12 protein-coding genes and 1 pseudogene are annotated in these 18289 nt (G+C 72.2%); 5 read left to right on the top strand and 8 right to left on the bottom strand.

Translation table 11 applies throughout. The features are described from left to right. Positions 1-185 precede the first annotated feature (185 nt). A pseudogene (locus C3486_RS21530) lies at positions 186-2189 on the bottom strand (ABC transporter transmembrane domain-containing protein); the annotation flags it as partial. Positions 2190-2479: 290 nt separating this feature from the next. On the opposite strand from C3486_RS21530, the gene C3486_RS21525 reads away from it, so the two are divergent. Together C3486_RS21525 and C3486_RS21520 are read left to right on the top strand one after the other, a co-directional pair. Further along, positions 2480-3421: a hypothetical protein gene (locus C3486_RS21525; RefSeq protein WP_374936905.1), complete on the top strand. Its 942-nt coding sequence runs from the start codon at positions 2480-2482 to the stop codon at positions 3419-3421. A 250-nt stretch (positions 3422-3671) separates the two neighbouring features. Beyond that, positions 3672-5138, top strand: a complete 1467-nt coding sequence (locus C3486_RS21520; RefSeq protein ID WP_258052917.1) for a cation:dicarboxylate symporter family transporter — start codon at positions 3672-3674, stop codon at positions 5136-5138. A 58-nt stretch (positions 5139-5196) separates the two neighbouring features. On the opposite strand, the gene C3486_RS21515 is transcribed toward C3486_RS21520, so the two are convergent. After that, a complete protein-coding gene (locus C3486_RS21515; protein WP_103834381.1) occupies positions 5197-6687 on the bottom strand; it encodes a Gfo/Idh/MocA family protein in 1491 nt (496 codons plus the stop codon). Between the two features lie 424 nt (positions 6688-7111). On the opposite strand from C3486_RS21515, the gene C3486_RS21510 reads away from it, so the two are divergent. Further along, a complete protein-coding gene (locus C3486_RS21510; RefSeq protein ID WP_103834380.1) occupies positions 7112-8491 on the top strand; it encodes an alpha-amylase family protein in 1380 nt (459 codons plus the stop codon). Between the two features lie 37 nt (positions 8492-8528). Here C3486_RS21510 and C3486_RS21505 read toward each other — a convergent pair whose 3' ends face one another. Both C3486_RS21505 and C3486_RS21500 read right to left on the bottom strand, forming a co-directional pair. Next, positions 8529-11471: an FAD-binding and (Fe-S)-binding domain-containing protein gene (locus C3486_RS21505; protein WP_103834379.1), complete on the bottom strand. Its 2943-nt coding sequence runs from the start codon at positions 11469-11471 to the stop codon at positions 8529-8531. A 28-nt stretch (positions 11472-11499) separates the two neighbouring features. After that, positions 11500-12060, bottom strand: a complete 561-nt coding sequence (locus tag C3486_RS21500; RefSeq protein WP_103834378.1) for a MarR family winged helix-turn-helix transcriptional regulator — start codon at positions 12058-12060, stop codon at positions 11500-11502. A gap of 209 nt (positions 12061-12269) precedes the next feature. Between C3486_RS21500 and C3486_RS21495 the strand changes: the two genes are divergently transcribed. Continuing rightward, entirely contained in the window at positions 12270-14201 is a 1932-nt protein-coding gene (locus tag C3486_RS21495; RefSeq protein WP_258052916.1) for an ABC transporter ATP-binding protein, read from the top strand. A gap of 10 nt (positions 14202-14211) precedes the next feature. Beyond that, complete coding sequence (locus C3486_RS21490) at positions 14212-14844, top strand: AAA family ATPase (RefSeq protein ID WP_103834377.1); 633 nt, start codon at positions 14212-14214, stop codon at positions 14842-14844. A 42-nt stretch (positions 14845-14886) separates the two neighbouring features. On the opposite strand, the gene C3486_RS38805 is transcribed toward C3486_RS21490, so the two are convergent. The 4 genes from C3486_RS38805 to C3486_RS21475 all read right to left on the bottom strand — a co-directional run bounded on the left by C3486_RS38805 (position 14887) and on the right by C3486_RS21475 (position 18240). Beyond that, positions 14887-14985: a hypothetical protein gene (locus C3486_RS38805; RefSeq protein ID WP_181138639.1), complete on the bottom strand. Its 99-nt coding sequence runs from the start codon at positions 14983-14985 to the stop codon at positions 14887-14889. A 321-nt stretch (positions 14986-15306) separates the two neighbouring features. Continuing rightward, entirely contained in the window at positions 15307-15951 is a 645-nt protein-coding gene (locus C3486_RS21485) for an LUD domain-containing protein (protein WP_103834376.1), read from the bottom strand. Next, the gene (locus C3486_RS21480) at positions 15948-17441 is read right to left on the bottom strand and encodes a lactate utilization protein B (RefSeq protein ID WP_103834375.1); all 1494 of its coding nucleotides are present in this window, start codon (positions 17439-17441) and stop codon (positions 15948-15950) included. Before C3486_RS21480 ends, C3486_RS21485 begins: the two co-directional genes overlap by 4 nt. A gap of 46 nt (positions 17442-17487) precedes the next feature. Continuing rightward, positions 17488-18240, bottom strand: coding sequence for a (Fe-S)-binding protein (locus tag C3486_RS21475; protein ID WP_103834374.1), 753 nt, complete (start codon positions 18238-18240; stop codon positions 17488-17490). Positions 18241-18289 lie beyond the last annotated feature (49 nt).

Raw genomic sequence — 18289 nt, 5'->3', positions numbered from 1 at the left:
TCCGCGCCGCGGTGCGACGCGTGGGCCGGGTCATCGCCCACCGGACCATCGCCCACCCGGCCATCGCCCATCGGACCATCGCCCACCGGGCCGTTGTCCGGGCCATCGCCCACCCGGCCATCGCGCACCGGGCCGTTGTCCGGGGCATCGCCCGGGCGGGCGGCCGTGTCCCCGGTGGTGTCCTCGTCGGGTTCTCGGGTGACGACCGCGTGGTAGGCCGGGCTGGTGCGGAGGAGTTCGCGGTGCGGGCCGACCGCGGTGACCTTGCCGTCGGGCAGGAAGACCACCTGGTCCGCGCGGTCCAGCAGCAACGGGCTGGAGGTGAGCACGACCGTGGTCCGGCCCTCGCGCAGGGCGCGCAGGCCGTCCGCGATCCGGGCCTCGGTGTGCGAGTCGACCGCGCTGGTCGGCTCGTCGAGCACCAGCACCTCGGGATCGGTGACCAGCGACCTGGCCAGTGCGAGCCGCTGGCGCTGGCCACCGGAGAGCGAGCGGCCGCGTTCGGTGATGCGGCTGCGCATCGGGTCGTCCGATCCATCGGTGCCGGCCTGGGCGAGCGCGGCCAGTACGTCGTCGCACTGGGCGGCGGCCAGGGCCTGTTCGGCGGTGACCGAGCCGGAGGACGGTACGTCGAACAGTTCGTGCAGTGTGCCGGAGAGCAGCACCGGGTCCTTGTCCTGGACCAGCACCGCCGCGCGGGCGGCGTCCCGGGGCACGTCGTCCAGCGCGGTGCCACCGAGTTCGACGGAGGGGACGGGGGAGGGGTGGGCGGTGTGCGCGGGCGCCGCTCCGGTCGCCGCGACGTTGCCGTCAGTGTCGCCGCCCACTGCGTACGCCGGGGCCACGGCGTTGGCCGTATTCATCGCACCACCCCGTTCCGCGGCAGTCGCCGTATCAGTCGCGCCTGCGGTGTTCGCCGCATCGGCAGCCTCCGCGGCAATCACGGCGGCCCGCGCGGTACCTACGGCAGGCGCCGCGTCCGCCGTCTTCGCCGAATCCGTCAGGCCCGCCCCCTGCTCGGGCTCCTCCGGTGCGCTCGCCGGGTGGCCGCCGAGGCGTTCTGCCAAGTGGCCTGCCGCGTCCGGGTCGCCGCAGACCACTGCCGTGAGGCGGCCGGCCGGGGCCAGCAGGCCGGTGACCGGGTCGTACAGGTCGCCGGTGAGCGGAGCGTGGTCCGTGACGCGGCCCTCGGCCGGACGGCTGAGCGCCAGGACGCGGGCGGCCCGCTTCGCGGAAGGGCGGGAGAAGGAGTACGCCTGGGCAATCTCCTCGAAGTGCTGCAACGGATAGAGCAGGAAGGTGACCGCGCTGTACATCGTGACCAGTTCGCCGACCTCGATGCGTCCGTCCAGGGCCAGCCGTACCCCGTACCAGACCACCGCGATCAGCAGCAGCCCCGGCAGGGCCACCTGGACGGCCGAGATCAGCGACCACATCCGGGCACTGCGCACGGCGGCCTTGCGGACGTCCTGGGAAGCGTTGCGGTACCGGCCGAGGAACAGCTCCTCGCCGCCGATGCCGCGCAGCACACGGAGGCCGGCGACGGTGTCGGAGGCCAGCTCCGTGGCGTACCCGGCCTTCTCGCGCTGTTCGTCGGCCCGGCGCGTCGCCCGCGGCAGCAGCGGCAGCACGGCCAGCGCCACGACGGGCACCCCGACCGCGACCACGACGCCCAGCGCGGGCTGGTAGAGCACCAGCGCCACGCACACGCCGACGGAGGTGAGCGCGGCGGCCGAGAAACGGGAGACGGCCTCGACGAACCATCCGATCTTCTCCAGGTCACCGGTGCTCACCGCGACCACTTCGCCGGCCGCGACCCGCCGGGTCAGGGCCGAGCCCAGCTCCGCGGTCTTACGTGCGAGCAGCTGCTGGATGCGGGCGACGGCGGTGATCCAGTTGGTGACGGCGGCGCGGTGCAGCATCGTGTCACCGACCGCGACCAGCACGCCCAGCAGCAGCATCAGCCCGCCCGCGAGGGCGAGCCGGTCGCCGGAGCGGTCGGCGACGGCCTGTACGGCGATGCCCACCGGCAGGGGGAAGGAGGCGACGGCACCGGTGTGCACCAGACCCCAGGCCATGGCCTTGAGCTGGCCGCCCAGTTGCCTGCGGTAGAGCCAGACCAGGAAGCGGCCGCCGGTACGGACGTCGGGGACACCCGGGTCCAGATGCGGTAGATCGCGAATCTGCATGACGTCCAAGCGTTTCGTCGATTGTGGAGGCCGGCGCGAGCCCCGGCCGGAAGAGTGGGGTGGTGCCCCGCCGGGCGAGGCAGGCGCAGCGGACAGGAGCGTGCCGCCGGCGCCCGTGGCGGGAGCGGGGCGGAGCCATGGAAGGTTGGCGTGGAATGGCCGGGTTTTTCAATCGTTTTTCTGACGGAACGCATGGATCGGGCCACGATGTCCGGCCTTTCGTACAGCTCCGTACAGGGGGTGATACCTCGGCGGATCATGCGAGGACGGGCGGTGCGACCATGGGGACCATGCTGAGTACAGGTAGGACGGCCGGGCGGAAGCGGACGGTCGCGGGGATACGGGCTGCCGCGCTGGCTGCCGCGGGGCTCGTTCTCGTCGCCGGCTGCGGCGGAGCGGAGGGCCAGGGCAAGGGCAAGGAGTCCGACGGGCGCGCGGGGGAGCCCGGCAGCATGGCGTCGACGGGGCTGAAGCGGATTCCCGGCGTCGGGCAGCGGCTGCAGTCCCGGATTCCGGCCGACTCCCGGCAGGTGATCGCGGTCTACGGGACCGGCGAGGACGCCACCACGTCGACGGTCGTGCTGTACACGAGAGACGCGGACGGCGCGAAGAACGCGGACGGCGCGGAGAACTCGAACGACGCGGAGAGCGCGAAGAGCGCCAGCCACGTGAAGAACGCCAACAGTGCGAACAACGCCAACAACGCCAACAACGCGAACGGCGCGAAGAACGCGGCGAGCGTGAAGAACGCCAGCGACGCGAAGGAGACCGGGAGCGCCGGCAACACCTGGACCCGCGTCCGCACTTGGCAGGGCCACAACGGCAAGCGCGGGTGGACGCTGGATCACCACGAGGGGGACAAGCGCAGCCCGGTCGGGGTGTACTCGCTCACTGACGCCGGCGGCGTGCTGCCCGATCCGGGCGCGAAGCTGCCGTACACCGCGTCGGCGGCCTTCACCCCGCCCTCGTACTGGGCGAAGCGGACGCGGCACGACTTCGACTACGTCATCGCCATCAACTACAACCGCGCCCAGGGCGTCTCGCCGCTGGACCCGGCCCGTCCCGAGGGGCAGGCCAAGGGCGGCAGCATCTGGCTGCACCTGGACCACGGGAGCGGTACGTCCGGCTGCGTCAGCATTCCGAAGTCCGGCATGCGGTACCTGCTGCGCACGCTCGATCCGGCACAGCACCCGGTCGTGGTCATGGGCGACAAGGCCCACTTGGAGGGCTGACCCTCGGACCTCTGACCCTCGGACCCCTGAACCCTCGGACAGGGCGACCCCCATGGTGACGGAAAGGCGTACCGCCGGTTACTTGGAGCAATCTCCAAGATTTTCTTCGATGTAACACCGGCCTCTTCTATGAGGAACGAGGCTCGGCCATAGTGACGGACCACGGAATTCCCTTTCCGTATCCCAAAATCCGTCCCAGGGAGAGCCCGTGCCGCACGCCACCGGAGCGCTCGTTCGCCGGGCTGGCCGCATGCTGCGCACCAGTCTGTTCACGCAGGTCCTCGTGGCCCTGTTCGTCGGGATCGTCGTCGGACGGCTGTGGCCGGAGTTCGGCTCGGCCGTCCAGCCGCTCGGTGACGGTTTCGTCCGGCTGATCAAGGCGATGATCGCGCCGCTCGTCTTCTGCGTCGTCGTCGCCGGCATCACCAAGGCCGGCGACCTGAAGGCGTTCGGCCGGATCGGCCTGAAGGCGCTGATCTGGTTCGAGGTGGCGACCACCGTCGCGCTGGTCGTCGGCCTGCTCGCGGGCAATGTGTTCGGTCCCGGTACGGGCATGAACGTCGACCCCGCGTCGCTCGACCAGGGCGCGGTGGACGCGAAGACCGGCGGCGGGCACCTGCCCTCGACCGCGCAGTTCATCCTCGAATCGCTGCCGGACAGCGCGGTCGGGGCGTTCGCGGAGAACTCGCTGCTCCAGGTTCTCGTACTGTCCTGCCTGGTGGGCGCCGCGCTGCTGCACCTCGGGCAGACGAGGGTGCCGCAGATCCTGCCGTTCATCGAGCAGGCGCAGGACGTCGTCTTCACGATCGTCGGCTACATCATGCGCCTCGCCCCGCTCGCCGTCTGCGGCGCCACCGCGCACCTGGTGGGCGAGTACGGCCTCGGCGCGATGACGACGTACGCGAAGCTGATCGCGGTCTGCTACGGCGTCGCGCTGGCCTTCCTCGTGCTGCTGGGGCTCGCGCTCAAGGCGGTCACCGGGCTCAGCCTGTGGAAGTTCGTCCGGTACACCCGTGAGGAGCTGCTGCTGGCCCTCGGGACGGGCTCCAGTGAGACGGTCATGCCGCGCATGATGCAGAAGCTGCGGGCGGCCGGCTGCCGGGACGACGCGGTCGGCCTGGTGCTGCCGACCGGCTACTCCTTCAACCTCGACGGAGCGTCGATCTACCTGTCCATCGGCACGCTCTTCATCGCGCAGGCCGTCGGGGTCGATCTGTCGATAGGTCAGCAAATCACTGTCGTGCTGGTGCTGATGCTGACCAGCAAGGGGATGGCGGGCGTGCCCGGTTCGGCGTTCCTGGCGCTGTCGGCGACCGCGTCCGCGCTGGGTGTCATTCCCGCGGCGGCGGTGGCGCTGCTGCTCGGCGTCGACCGGATCATGGACTCGATGCGGGTGGCGACCAACCTGCTCGGCAACTGTGTGGCGGTGTTCGCGGTCTCGCGGTGGGAGGGTGCGCTGGACCGTGTGACGGCGAAGAAGGTCCTCGACGGCGAGCTGCCGGCCGCCGCGCCGGAGACGCCCGGCGTGCCGAAGGTGCCCGGCGCCCCGCAGGCGCCCGCGACTCCGGACGCCGATGCCCCGCAGGCGCCCGCGACTCCGGACGCCGATGCCGCGAAGGCGCCCGCGACTCCGGACGCCGCCGCGCCGAAGGCGTCCGCCGCCGAGACGTCCGCCGCCAAGACGCCCACCGCTCAGGACGCGGCCACCGAGAAGTGAGTACTCGGGACGCCGGAGCCCGGCACGCAACGGCCGGGCTCCGGCGTCCCACCTGCGCTCACCCCTCCGGCTTCGCCGAGTCCATCCCCGGCCGCGCCTTCTTCCAGTCGCCGCGCGTGAAGTCCGGGATCTCCATCGGCTTGCCCTGGGCCTTGATCGACAGGTCGCTGAGCGGCACGGGCGAGGTCCAGGTCGCCGCGTCGTACACGTCGAAGTCCGGGACCAGGCCCAGGTGCATGCACTGGGTCAGCCGGAAGACCAGCATGTAGTCCATGCCGCCGTGGCCGCCCGGCGGGTTGGCGTGTTCCTTCCACAGCCAGTGGTCCCACTCGGCGTACGCGCCGAAGTCGCCCCACTGGTCGTTGCTGTGGTCCGGCTCGAGGTAGATCCGCTCCGGGTAGTCCTCGAAGACGCCCTTCGTGCCGCCCAGGCTGTTGATGCGGCTGTACGGGTGCGGGGTCGAGACGTCGTGCTCCAGCCGGATGACCCGGCCCTTGGCCGTCTGGACCAGGGAGATCGTCCGGTCGCTCTCGATGTACGTCTCCTTCCAGCTCGGGTCGCCGGCCGGCATGTGCGCCTTGCGGTACGCGGCCAGGCCCAGTGAAGGAGTGCCGAAGCTGGAGATCCGTACGGCGCGGTCGCCGCGGTTGACGTCCATGTAGTTGGCGACGGGCCCGAACCCGTGGTTCGGGTACAGGTCGCCGCGCAGCCGGGTGTGCCACAGCCGCCGCCACGGGCCCTCGTAGTAGTCCGGGTCGAACATCAGGCCGCGCAGGTCGTGGTTGTAGGCGCCGGCGCCGTGCAGCAGGTCGCCGAAGAGGCCGGCGTGCGCCATCCGCAGCACCCGCATCTCGTTCCGCCCGTAACAGCAGTTCTCCAGCTGGAGGCAGTGCTTGCGGGTGTACTCCGAGAGGTCGACCAGTTCCCACAGCTGGTCCAGCCGGAGCGCTATCGGGCACTCGACGCCCACGTGCTTGCCGTTCAGCAGGGCCGTCTTCGCCATCTCGAAGTGCCAGTCCCAGGGCGTGGCGACGTACACGAAGTCGATGTCGCCGCGCTTGCAGAGGTTCTCGAAGTCGTGGTCGCCCTTGGCGTAGACGGCGGGCGCCGGCTGCCCCGCGTCGGTGACCTTCTTCGCGGCCCTGGCGGTCTTCTCCTTGACCGGGTCGCAGATGGCCACGACGCGGGTGTTCGGCACGGCGAGGAAGAGGTCGATCATGGAGCCGCCGCGGTTGCCGAGGCCGACGATGCCGACGCGTACGGTGCTGCGGCCCTCGAACGGTACGCCGATCATCGTCTTGCCGCGCCGCTTCGGGGCGGCGGCGGTGTCCGGGGTGGCTTCGGGTGCCGGCGCGGCCGCCGCCGGGGTGCCCCCGCCGAACGCCGCGAACCCGGTCAGGCCGAGCCCGGCACCGGCCGTGGTCGCGGTCCGCAGGACCGACCGGCGGCTCGGGCCGTTCTCCCGCGGCGCCTCGGCCGGCTCCGTGCCGTCCGGGGCGGCGGGGCGGCGGTTCTCGTCGTCGTGCTGCTCGGGTCTTGCCTCATGCATGGGGCCTCCTGGAGTGCGGACAGTGCCCGGCGGCTGCGTACGTGGACCTCGGACGGACCTCGGGTGGGGCTGTGTGCGGACGGGGCTCGGCATGGACGGCCGGGTGCGCCCCGGCCGCCGTGCGGACGTGCGAGTACTCGTGCGCGTGCGGACGGCTCGCGGCACCGCGTATGCCGGCGGACGTTCGCGAACCCCGGTGAGGACCCTGGCGGTTGATACGTACGCGCCACAAGGGGGCGAATTGGACTCCTGAGGCGAACACTTGGACTCTTCTCTTGCGCAAGCCGCTGGAAATTCTTGCGGAATGCCTTGACGTGTTCACTTCGTAAAGGCAGGCTCCCTCGCGGATTCCCCCCACGGCGGCCTCGGCGCGTGGCTGCCTTCGAGGGCGCGGTCCGCCGCGCCCGAACGCTGAAGGAGCCGCATGTTGCAGCATCGTTCCCGGATACTCGGCGGCACACTGGCCGGCGTGCTCGTCGCCGGCGGCCTCGCCGCGCTCGCTCCCTGGAGCTCGCAGGCCACCCCGCCCGGCAAGAAGACCGTCACGGCCACGCTGTTCGAGCGGCCGTACGCGGACGTCGCCAAGATCTGCACCGACCAGCTCGGCCCGGCCGGCTACGGCTACGTCGAGGTCTCGCCGGCCTCGGAGCACATCAAGGGCGACCAGTGGTGGACGTCGTATCAGCCGGTGAGCTACAAGATCGCGGGCCGGCTCGGCGACCGCGACGCGTTCGCGTCCATGGTCTCCGCCTGCCACAAGGCGGGCGTCAAGGTCGTCGCCGACGCCGTCATCAATCACATGTCGTCCGGCTCCGGCACCGGGACCGGCGGCACGCAGTACACGAAGTACGACTACCCCGGGTACTTCAAGGACCAGGACTTCCACTCCTGCCGCAAGGACATCTCCGACTACGGCGACCGCGACAACGTGCAGCAGTGCGAACTGGTCGGGCTGGCCGACCTGGACACCGGCAGCGACGCCGTCCGCACCACCATCGCCAAGTACCTCGACGACCTGCGCTCGCTCGGCGTCGACGGCTTCCGCATCGATGCCGCCAAGCACATGGCGGCCGGCGACCTGGCCGCGATCAAGGGCAAGATGAGCGACCCGGGCTTCTGGGTCTCCGAAGTCATCTACGGGGGCGGCGAGGCGGTGCAGCCCGACGAGTACACGAAGGTCGGCGACGTCGACGAGTTCCGTTACGGGGGCCACCTCAAGAGCGCCTTCCAAGGGGGCAGCATCGCCCAGCTCAAGAATGTCGCCGACGGCAAGCTCAGCAGCGGGTCGGCACGTACCTTTGTCGACAACTGGGACACCGAGCGTAACGGCTCGACCCTCACGTACAAGGACGGCGCGGCGTACACGCTCGCCAATGTCTTCATGCTGGCCTCGCCCTACGGCTCGCCGAACGTCTTCTCCGGCTACGAGTGGTCCGACAAGGACGCGGGCCCGCCCAGCGGCGCCGACGGCTGGACGGACATGCACGCCAAGCAGGAGATCACCGGAATGGTGGGCTTCCGCAACGCGGTCGGCGGCGCCGAGCTGACCGACTGGTGGGACAACGGGTCGAGCGCGCTCGCCTTCGCACGTGACGGCAAGGGCTTCGTCGCGCTCAACGCCGGGGACGGCGAGCTGTCCGAGACCTTCGCGACCTCGCTGCCCGCGGGCACGTACTGCAACGTCGCCAAGGCCGCACCCGACGACTGCGACGGCAACACCGTCAAGGTCGGCGACGACGGCAAGGCCCAGGTGACCGTGCCCGCCAAGGGCGCGGTGGCGCTGCACGTGGGTGCCAAGAGCTGACCCGGCGCCCGTGGCACCGGCGCGCGCGGCCCGTCCCTCAGGCGGGCCGCGTCGCGCGTTCCAGCTCCATCAGCACCGAGTAGTACCCGCGGCCCCGCGTCGCGTGGTCCATGCCCACCTCGCACATGCGGTTCGCCGAGAGGTGCGCATCGAAGTGACGGGACGTCACCTCGGCGGCCTCCCGGGCCGTCGCCGCCTCGGTCAGCTCCCGGTGCAGCATGCCGCGGTCGCCCGCGAAGGCGCAGCAGCCCGCGTCGTCCGGCACGACGACCTCCCGGGCGCACGCCTCCGCGACCGTACGCAGCTGTGCCTCGTCACCCAGGTGGCGCATCGAACAGGTGGGGTGCAGCACCGCGGAGTCCACGGTGCGCAGCACTTCGAGGTGCGGCAGCAGTTCCTCGGCGGCCCAGACGACGGAGTCGACGACGGTCAGCTCGGCGTGCAGCTGCTTGTTGTCCTCGGTGAGGTACGGGACGACCTCGTGGGCGATGCCGAGGGTGCAGGACGAGGCGTCCACGACGAGCGGCAGCCGGCCGCCCGCCGTCCAGCCCCAGGCCGCCGCCACGATCCGGTTCGCCATCACGGCGTTGCCCTCGTCGTATCCCTTGGAGTGCCAGATGGTGGCGCAGCAGGTGCCGGCGACGTCGTCGGGGATCCACACCGGCTTCCCGGCCCGCCGGGAGACCGCGACGACGGCCTCGGGGAGCGAGGGCCCCTCGTATCCGTCCGGTTCGCCGAAGATGCGGTTCACGCAGGCGGGGTAGTAGACGGCGACCGCGTCCTGCTTGCGGGTGGGCGGCAGCCGGCGGGCCGCGGCGCCGGGGACCTCGGGCAGCCAGCGCGGTACGAGGTCGGGGTGCACGGCCCTGCGGGCGGCGTCCGTCACCGTCTCCAGCAGCCGGTCGCCGAGCCGCTCGCCGATCCGGTCGGCCGCCGCGACGGCGAGCCGGGCCGACGCCTCGACCGCCTTGAAGCGCTTCGCGGCGAGCGCGGCGGCCTTCTCCTCGCGCGGGGAGTGCCGCCGGTGCCGGAACTCCTTCATCATCGCGCCGGTGTCGATGCCGACCGGGCAGGCCAGCTTGCACGTGGAGTCGCCCGCGCAGGTGTCCACCGCGTCGTAGCCGTACGCGTCCAGGAGCGCGCCGGTGACCGGCGAGTCCGGGTGCTGGCGCATCATCTCGCGGCGCAGCACGATGCGCTGGCGGGGCGTGGTGGTGAGGTCGCGGCTGGGGCAGACCGGCTCGCAGAAGCCGCACTCGATGCAGGGATCGGCGACCGCCTCGACCTCGGGGATGGTCTTGAGGCCGCGGAGGTGGGCCTTGGGATCGCGGTCCAGGACGACGCGCGGCGCGAGGATGCCGTGCGGGTCGAACAGCTCCTTGATCCGCCACATCAGGTCCGTGGCGCGCGGGCCCCACTCCAGCTCCAGGAAGGGCGCGATGTTGCGTCCGGTGGCGTGCTCGGCCTTGAGTGAGCCGTCGAAGCGTTCCACGGTCATCCGGCAGAACTCGTCCATGAACGCGGCGTAGCGCGCCACGTCCTCGGGCTTGGCGGCGTCGAACGCGAGGAGGAAGTGCAGGTTGCCGTGGGCGGCATGGCCGGCGACCGCGGCGTCGAAGCCGTGCCGGGCCTGCAGTTCCAGCAGCGCGGTGCAGGCGTCCGCGAGCCGCGCGGGCGGTACGGCGAAGTCCTCGGTGAGCAGGGTCGTACCGGTCGGCCGGGAGCCGCCGACCGCCGTGACGAACGCCTTGCGGGCCTTCCAGTAGCCCGCGATGGTGCCCGGGTCGCGGGTGAACTCGTTGGTGACGGACTCGACCGGCGCGACCAGGTCCAAGTCGTTCAGTACCTGCTCGGCGGCGGCCTCGTACGCCGCCTGCCGCTCTTCGTCGGGCGCGCGGAACTCCACGAGCAGCGCGGTCGTTTCCGTGGGGAGTGCCGCCCAGTCGGCGGGCACTCCGGCGACCCGGACCGAGGCGCGCAGGGTGTTGCCGTCCATCAGCTCCACGGCGAGCGCGCCCGCTTCGTTGAAGCGCGGGACGGCGGCGGCAGCGGCCCGCAGATCGGGGAAGAAGAGCAATGCGGTGGAGGTGTGGCGGCCCAGCGGGAGGGTCTCGAATACCGTCTCGGCGATGAAGCCGAGGGTGCCTTGTGAGCCGACGATCAGGCCGCGCAGGATCTCGACGGGCGTGCTGCCGTCGAGGAACGCGTCGAGCCGGTAGCCGTTGGTGTTCTTGAGGGTGTACTTGGCGCGGATGCGGGCGGTCAGCTCCGGGTCGGCCTCGATCTCCGCCTTCAGGGCCAGCAGACCTTCGCACAGTGCCGGTTCGGCGTGGGCCAGCTCCTCGTCGGCGGCGGGGTCCGCGGTGTCCACGACGGTGCCGGAGGGGAGGACGACGGTGGCGGAGGCCAGGGTGCGGTAGGAGTTCCGGGTGGTGCCGGCGGTCATGCCGGAGGCGTTGTTGGCGACGACGCCGCCGACGGTGCAGGCGATGGCGCTGGCCGGGTCGGGGCCGAGCAGCCGGCCGTGCCGGGCGAGCGTGACGTTGGCCCGCGCGACGGTGGTTCCGGGGCCGATGCGGGCCCGCTCGCCGTCGCCCAGTACCTCGATGCCGTCCCAGTGGCGGCGCACGTCGACGAGGATGTCCTCGCCCTGTGCCTGACCGTTGAGCGAGGTGCCGGCGGCGCGCAGGACGACCTTCCGGCCGTGGCCGTGCGCGTAGGAGAAGACCGCCGAGACGTCGTCGACGTCCTCCGCGACCACGACCACCTGCGGCACGAAGCGGTACGGGCTGGCGTCCGAGGCGTATTTCACCAGGTCGGACAGGCCGTGCAGGACCTTCTCCGGGCCGAGCAACGCGATCAGGTCGCCGCGCAGCGGTTCGGGGGTCCCGGACGCCTGCCCGTCCGGCACCCGGTCGACCGTCGGGCCCTCGGTCGTGGCGGGCCGCAGGGCGGTCGGCTCCGGCTCCAGCAGCGGCATGGCTCCTCCTCGTCAGCGGCCCAGCGGGTCAGCAGCGCCGCCCCGGCCCGTCGACCAGGGTGGCCAGCAGGCCGCCCAGCTGCTCGCGCTGGTCGGCGGTCAATGGAGCAAGGATGTCCTCCGCGGCGGCCCGGCGCGCGTTCCGCAGCGCCCCGAGTGTCGTCCGGCCGGTCTCGGTCAGCTCGATCCGCACCACCCGGCGGTTGGCCGGGTCCGGCACCCGGCGTACCGCGTCCGCCGCCTCCAGCGCGTCCACCAGGGTGGTCACGGCCCGCGGTACGACGTCCAGGCGCGCTGCCAGGTCCGCCATCCGGGGCGGGGTGTCGCAGTGCGCCACGATGCGCAGCAGCCGGGACTGCGCGGGGGTGAGGGCGAGCGGTTCCAGGTGCCGCTTCTGGGCGCGGTGCATCCGCCGGGTGAGCCGTACGAGCTGTTCGGCGAGGTCGGTGTCGGGTGCGGCGGGCGTGCCGTCGGGCCGGCCGGCGCGCGCCACCGGGTCCGCGCCGGCCACGGGGCCCGCGTTCGCCACGTGGCCCGTGTCGACGGCCGGGTCCGCGCTCGTACCGGGATCGGTCTGGGGGGAGGGCATGCCCGGAGAGTATCAGGACTAGGTTCATTGTGAGTATAGGTAACAATGGGCTAGGCTCGGCTGGCGCCCGAGCCGCCGGCCTCCGGGCCGCCGGTCTCCAAGCCGCCTGCCACCGGGCCGACGGCTCCGAGCCGCTTGCCTCCGAGCACCGCGGAACGCCCGCGCCGCCGGCCCCGCATACCGCTCGCCGATCTCCCCGAAGGAGCTCATTGCGTCCCGAGACCATCGACTGGACCCCACCGCCCAAGGACGAGCAGCAGCCCGTCCAGCTGCGGCGGATCCTCCGCCTGTTCCGTCCGTACCGCGGCCGGCTGGCCCTGGTGGGCCTGCTCGTGGCCGCCGCCTCGCTGGTGTCCGTCGCGTCGCCGTTCCTGCTCCGCGCCGTCCTCGACGTGGCGATCCCTGAGCGGCGCACCGGCCTGCTCAGCCTGCTCGCGCTCGGCATGATCGCCACCGCGGTGATGAACAGCGTCTTCGGCGTGCTGCAGACCCTGATCTCCACCACCGTCGGCCAGCGCGTCATGCACGACCTGCGGACCGGCGTCTACGCCAAGCTGCAGCGCATGCCGCTGGCGTTCTTCACCCGTACGCGCACCGGCGAGGTGCAGTCCCGCATCGCCAACGACATCGGCGGCATGCAGGCCACCGTCACCTCCACAGCGACCTCCCTGGTCTCCAACCTCACCAGCGTGGTCGCCACCGTCGTGGCCATGGTCGCGCTGGACTGGCGGCTCACCGTCGTCTCCCTCCTGCTGCTCCCGCTCTTCGTCTGGGTCAGCCGGCGGGTCGGCAACGAACGCAAGCGGATCACCACCCAGCGGCAGAAGCAGATGGCCGTGATGTCCGCGATGGTCACCGAGTCGCTGTCGGTCTCCGGCATCCTGCTCGGCCGCACGATGGGCCGCGCCGACTCGCTCACCCGGGGCTTCACCGAGGAGTCCGAGCGGCTGGTCGGCCTGGAGATCCGCGCCAACATGGCGGGCCGCTGGCGGATGGCCACCATAGGGATCGTCATGGCCGCCATGCCCGCGCTGATCTACTGGGCGGCGGGCCTGGTCCTCCAGCTCGGCGGCCCGGTCTTCTCCATCGGCACGCTCGTCGCCTTCGTCTCCCTCCAGCAGGGCCTGCTGCGGCCGACCGTCTCGCTGCTGACCACCGGCGTGCAGATGCAGACCTCGCTCGCGCTCTTCCAGCGCATCTTCGAATACCTCGACCTGCCGGTGGCCATCACCGAGCCCGAGAAGCCGGTACGGCTGGCGGCGCCGCGCGGCGAGGTCCGCTTCGAGGACGTCTCCTTCGCGTACGACCCCGCTGCCGCGCCCACGCTGAGCGGCATCGACCTCACCGTCCCGGCCGGCGGCAGCCTCGCCGTGGTCGGCCCCACCGGCAGCGGCAAGTCCACGCTCAGCTACCTCGTGCCGCGGCTGTACGACGTGACCGGCGGCCGGGTCACGCTGGACGGGGTGGACGTCCGGGAACTGGACTTCGACACCCTCGCCCGATCGGTCGGCGTGGTCTCCCAGGAGACCTACCTCTTCCACGCCTCGGTCGCGGAGAACCTGCGCTTCGCCAAGCCCGACGCGACCGACGAGGAGATCGAGCGGGCCGCGCGGGCCGCCCAGATCCACGACCACATCGCGGCCCTCCCGGACGGCTACGACACCGTCGTGGGCGAGCGCGGCTACCGCTTCTCCGGCGGCGAGAAGCAGCGCCTGGCCATCGCCCGCACCATCCTGCGCGACCCGCCGGTCCTGGTGCTGGACGAGGCCACCAGCGCCCTGGACACCCGTACCGAGCACGCCGTGCAGCGGGCCATCGACAAGCTCTCGGCGGGCCGTACGACCATCACCATCGCGCACCGGCTCTCCACCGTGCGCGACGCCGACCAGATCGTCGTGCTGGACGCGGGCCGGATAGCCGAGCGCGGCACGCACGACGAACTGCTCGCCGCCGACGGCCGCTACGCAGCGCTCGTACGCCGGGACGCACACCTGGCACCGGACGGGGCGGCACCCGAAGCCGCGGGGCCGGACGCGCCCGCGCCGGATGCGCCCGCGCCGGATGCGCCCTCGTCGGCCGCGCACGGGCCGGAACCGGACGGCGGGGAGCCGAAGGCCCCGTCCCGCGCCGCCGTCTCCTAGGCTCGGGCCCATGCTCCTGTGGATCAACGGCCCCTTCGGCGGCGGCAAGACGCAGACCGCGTACGAGATCCGGCGGCGGCTGCCCGGCAGCGTGGTCTGCGATCCCGAGCACATCGGCTTCGGCCTGCACCGGGCGCTGCCGCCCGCGCTGCGCGGCGACTTCCAGGACCTGCCCGCCTGGCGGCAGGGCGTGTACGAGGTACTGGACCGGGCCCTCACCGGCCACGACGGCACGGTGATCGTCCCCATGACGGTCGTGGAACCGGACTACTTCGAGGAGACCGTCGGCCGGCTGCGCGACCGCGGCCACGACGTCCGGCACTTCGCCCTGCTGGCCGACCGCCGCACGGTGCTGCGCCGGCTCCGCGAGCGCGGCGTCGGGCGCGCCCTCCATCTCCTCGCGGGCCAGGACGCGCCCCCGCGCCACGAGACCTTCGCCGTACGGCGGCTGGACCGGTGCCTGGAGCAGCTCGCGAAACCGGAGTTCGCCGAGCACCTGTGGACCGACCGCCTCACCGTCCCCGAGGTGGCCGGCCGCATCACCGCCTCGGCCGGGCTGCGACTGGCCCCGAACACCGACGGCCCGCTCCGGGGAAGGCTCCGCCGCGCCGGGGTCGGCCTGCGCCACATGCGCTTCGACTGACCTGCGACGGCCGCGGACAACCGCGGCCGTCGCAGCCACCCGTCACGCCGGCGTCAGCCGGTACGCATACCTGTACTCCCGGTCGGCATGCAGCAGATACCGCTCCAGCGGCGGCGCGCCCCAGGAGTCGTTGCCGCCCACGCCGGGCAGCTGTCCGCGGGTTCAGGTCGGGACTTCGACGGGAGCGTCGGGCATCATTTGCGGGGACGGAGAGGCAGGAGGGGAAGTGCAGCAACGAGGCGAAGTCTGGCGCGAGTTACAGAGCAGGTTGCTCGACGCGCAGAGCAAGGCGACCGAGTCGGCCGAGGGCCTTCGCCGTTCACTCGGGCGGGCCGACGAGGCACTCAAGGCCCTCGAAGCGGAGCCGGCCGTGCGGTCCAGCCGCCCTCCCCGCTCACCGCGGCGAAGGCCGTTGTCCGCCTCACGCACGCCATTGCGCTCAGAAAGCCACCCAGGCCCCACTCATGGCGTCATCAGCACCACCTCCAGCGCACGCGGTCCGTGTACGCCCTCCACGCGGTCCAGTTCGATGTCGCTCGTCGCGGACGGGCCCGAGATCCAGGTCAGCGGGCGGCGCGGGTCCAGCCGAGCCAGGCCCTGCGGTACGGACGCCACGACCTGGTCCGGCACCCGTACGACGCAGATGTGGTGGTCGGGTACGAGCGTGATGCGGCGCCGGCCCTGGTCGGGGCCCGCGTCCAGGATGATCGTGCCGGTCTCGGCGATGGCCACCGCGCAGCCGGTCACCACGCTGTCGACCGCGTCCAGTTCGGCCGGCGTGGTGTCCGGCGCGTCGGGCACCACCTCGACGTCGCAGTCCGCCAGCCACTCCGGGGGCAGCCCGGCCGGCACCACCACCGACCGTGAGCCGCGCTCGCACAGCAGATGCGCCAGCAGCCCCGGCAGCCCGGCGGCGTGGACCTCGTGGACCACGGCGCGGTAGTCGGCGAGGTTCTCCGCGAGCAGCCGGGCGGTGTCCGCCGCCGGCCGCTCGCCGTGTGCCCGCAGGTAGTCACGCGGGACCGGGGTCTCCTCGGGACCCGCTGCCCGCGGTACGTCCGCCAGCGCCCGGCGCACCCGCGCCAGCACCACGTCCCGGCTGCTCACTCCGCGCCTCCTTCGTGTCCGCCGCGCTCAGCGCCCCGGGTGCGCTGCCACCAGTCCCGGAACGACTCCGCCGGCACCGACGGCAGATCCCGCGTGTCCGACCAGGCGCGGCCCGGCCCCGGCAGCCGCCGGGGATGCAGCTTTCGGGTACGCGCCGCCAGCCGCTGGCCCGCACGCAGCACACCGGGCCGATCGAACGCGAACCCCGCCGCCCGCATCGCGGCCCGCTCCGCCGCATGCCCCTTCGCCGGCCGGATCACCGTCTTCACCCCGCGCCGGGTCACCTTGCCGCCCTCGACGACCCGTTCCCGCAGGTGCACCAGCACTTCGGGAATGTCGATCGCCACCGGACAGACCTCGTAGCACGCGCCGCACAGGGACGACGCGTACGGCAGCGAGGCGTCCAGCTCGCTCGCCGTGCCGCGCAGCTGCGGCGTCAGGATCGCGCCGATCGGCCCAGGATAGGCCGAGCCGTACGCATGGCCGCCGGCCCGCTCGTACACCGGGCAGACGTTCAGGCACGCCGAGCAGCGGATGCAGCGCAGCGCCTGCCGCCCCACCGTGTCCGCGAGCGTGTCCGTCCGCCCGTTGTCCAGCAGGACCAGGTGGAAGGTGCGCGGCCCGTCCCCGTCCGACGTACCGGTCCACATCGACGTGTACGGGTTCATCCGCTCGGCCGTGGACGACCGCGGCAGCAGCTGCAGGAAGACCTCCAGGTCCTGCCAGCTGGGCACCACCTTCTCGATGCCGACGACCGAGATCAGCGTCTCCGGGAGCGTCAGGCACATCCGGCCGTTGCCCTCGGACTCCACGACGACCAGCGTCCCGGTCTCCGCCACCATGAAGTTGGCGCCCGAGATGCCGACCTTGGCGCGCAGGAACTTCTCCCGCAGGTGCAGCCGCGCCGCCTCGGCCAGCTCCGCCGGCCGGTCGCTCAGGCCCTCCGGCGCCGGCCGCCCCCAATCGCCCATCTCGCTGCGGAAGATGTCGCGGATCTCGGAGCGGTTGCGGTGGATCGCCGGCACCAGGATGTGGGACGGGCGGTCCTTGCCGAGCTGCACGATCAGCTCCGCGAGGTCCGTCTCGTACGCGCTGATGCCCGCCTCGGCCAGCGCCTCGTTCAGCCCGATCTCCTGCGTGGCCATCGACTTGACCTTGACGACCTCGCGCTCACCGGTGGCCCGCACCAGCCGCGTCACGATCCGGTTGGCCTCCGCCGCGTCCGCCGCCCAGTGCACCTGGCCGCCGGCGGCGGACACCGCCTCCTCCAGCCGCTCCAGATAGTGGTCCAGGTGGCGCAGCGTACGGTCCTTGATCGCACGCCCCGCCGCGCGCAACTGCGCCCAGTCCGCCAGCTCACCGACGGCCCGCGCGCGCTTGTCCCGGATGGTGTGCGTGGCGTACCGGAGGTTGGCGCGCAGCCGAGTGTCCCGGGTGGAGCGGTCGGCGGCGGCCGGGAAGGCCGGCATGCCCAGGTCGGTGACGCTCACAGCACGTTCCCTTCGCTCGGCGAATCGGCGGAATCGGCCCTTGCCGTCACAGCACGTCCCCTTCCGTACTGGCCAGGATCTCCGCGATATGGACCGGCCGGGCCGTCGAGCCCTGCCGCGAGAGCATGCCGCCGATGTGCATCAGACAGGAGTTGTCGACCGTGCAGACGGCCGCCGCGCCGGTCTCCTGAATGTGCCGGGTCTTGTCGGCGCCCATCGCGGCGGACACCGCGGGGTTCTTCACCGCGAACGTGCCGCCGAAGCCGCAGCACTCCTCCGCCCCCTCCAGCTCCCGCAGCTCCAGCCCCTTCACATGCGACAGCAGGGTGCGCGGCCGCTCCCCGAGCCCCAGCATCCGCAGCCCGTGGCAGGTCGGGTGGTACGTGACCGGGTGCGGGTAGTACGCACCCACATCCGTCACCTTCAGCACATCGACCAGGAACTCCGTCAGCTCGTACGTCTTCGGCACGGCCTCGGCGGCCGCCTCGGTGAGCGCCGTGCCCCGGCCCTCGGCGGCGGCCCGCTCGCCCAGCCGCGGATAGTTCTCCCGCACCATCGCCGCGCACGACCCGGACGGCACGACGACGTATTCGTAGTCCCGGAAGGCCCGCGCGTACCGCAGCGCCAGCGGCTCCGTGGCGTGCCGGTAACCGGTGTTGAACTGCGGCTGCCCGCAACAGCTCTGCGCCGCCGGGAAGCCGACCTCCACCCCCAGCCGTTCCAGCAGGGTGACCACAGCCCGGCCGGTCCGTGGATAGAGCGTGTCGTTGATACAGGTGACGAACAGTGCTACACGCACGTTGCCATCTCCTTTCGGCCGCCCTCGCACCTGGCGGCCACCGGCCTCG

This window comes from Streptomyces sp. Ru73 (genome assembly GCF_002920575.1).
Taxonomy (GTDB): domain Bacteria; phylum Actinomycetota; class Actinomycetes; order Streptomycetales; family Streptomycetaceae; genus Streptomyces.
The sequence above is the reverse complement of the archived record's forward strand: the minus strand, read 5'-3'. Positions and strand labels throughout refer to the sequence as shown.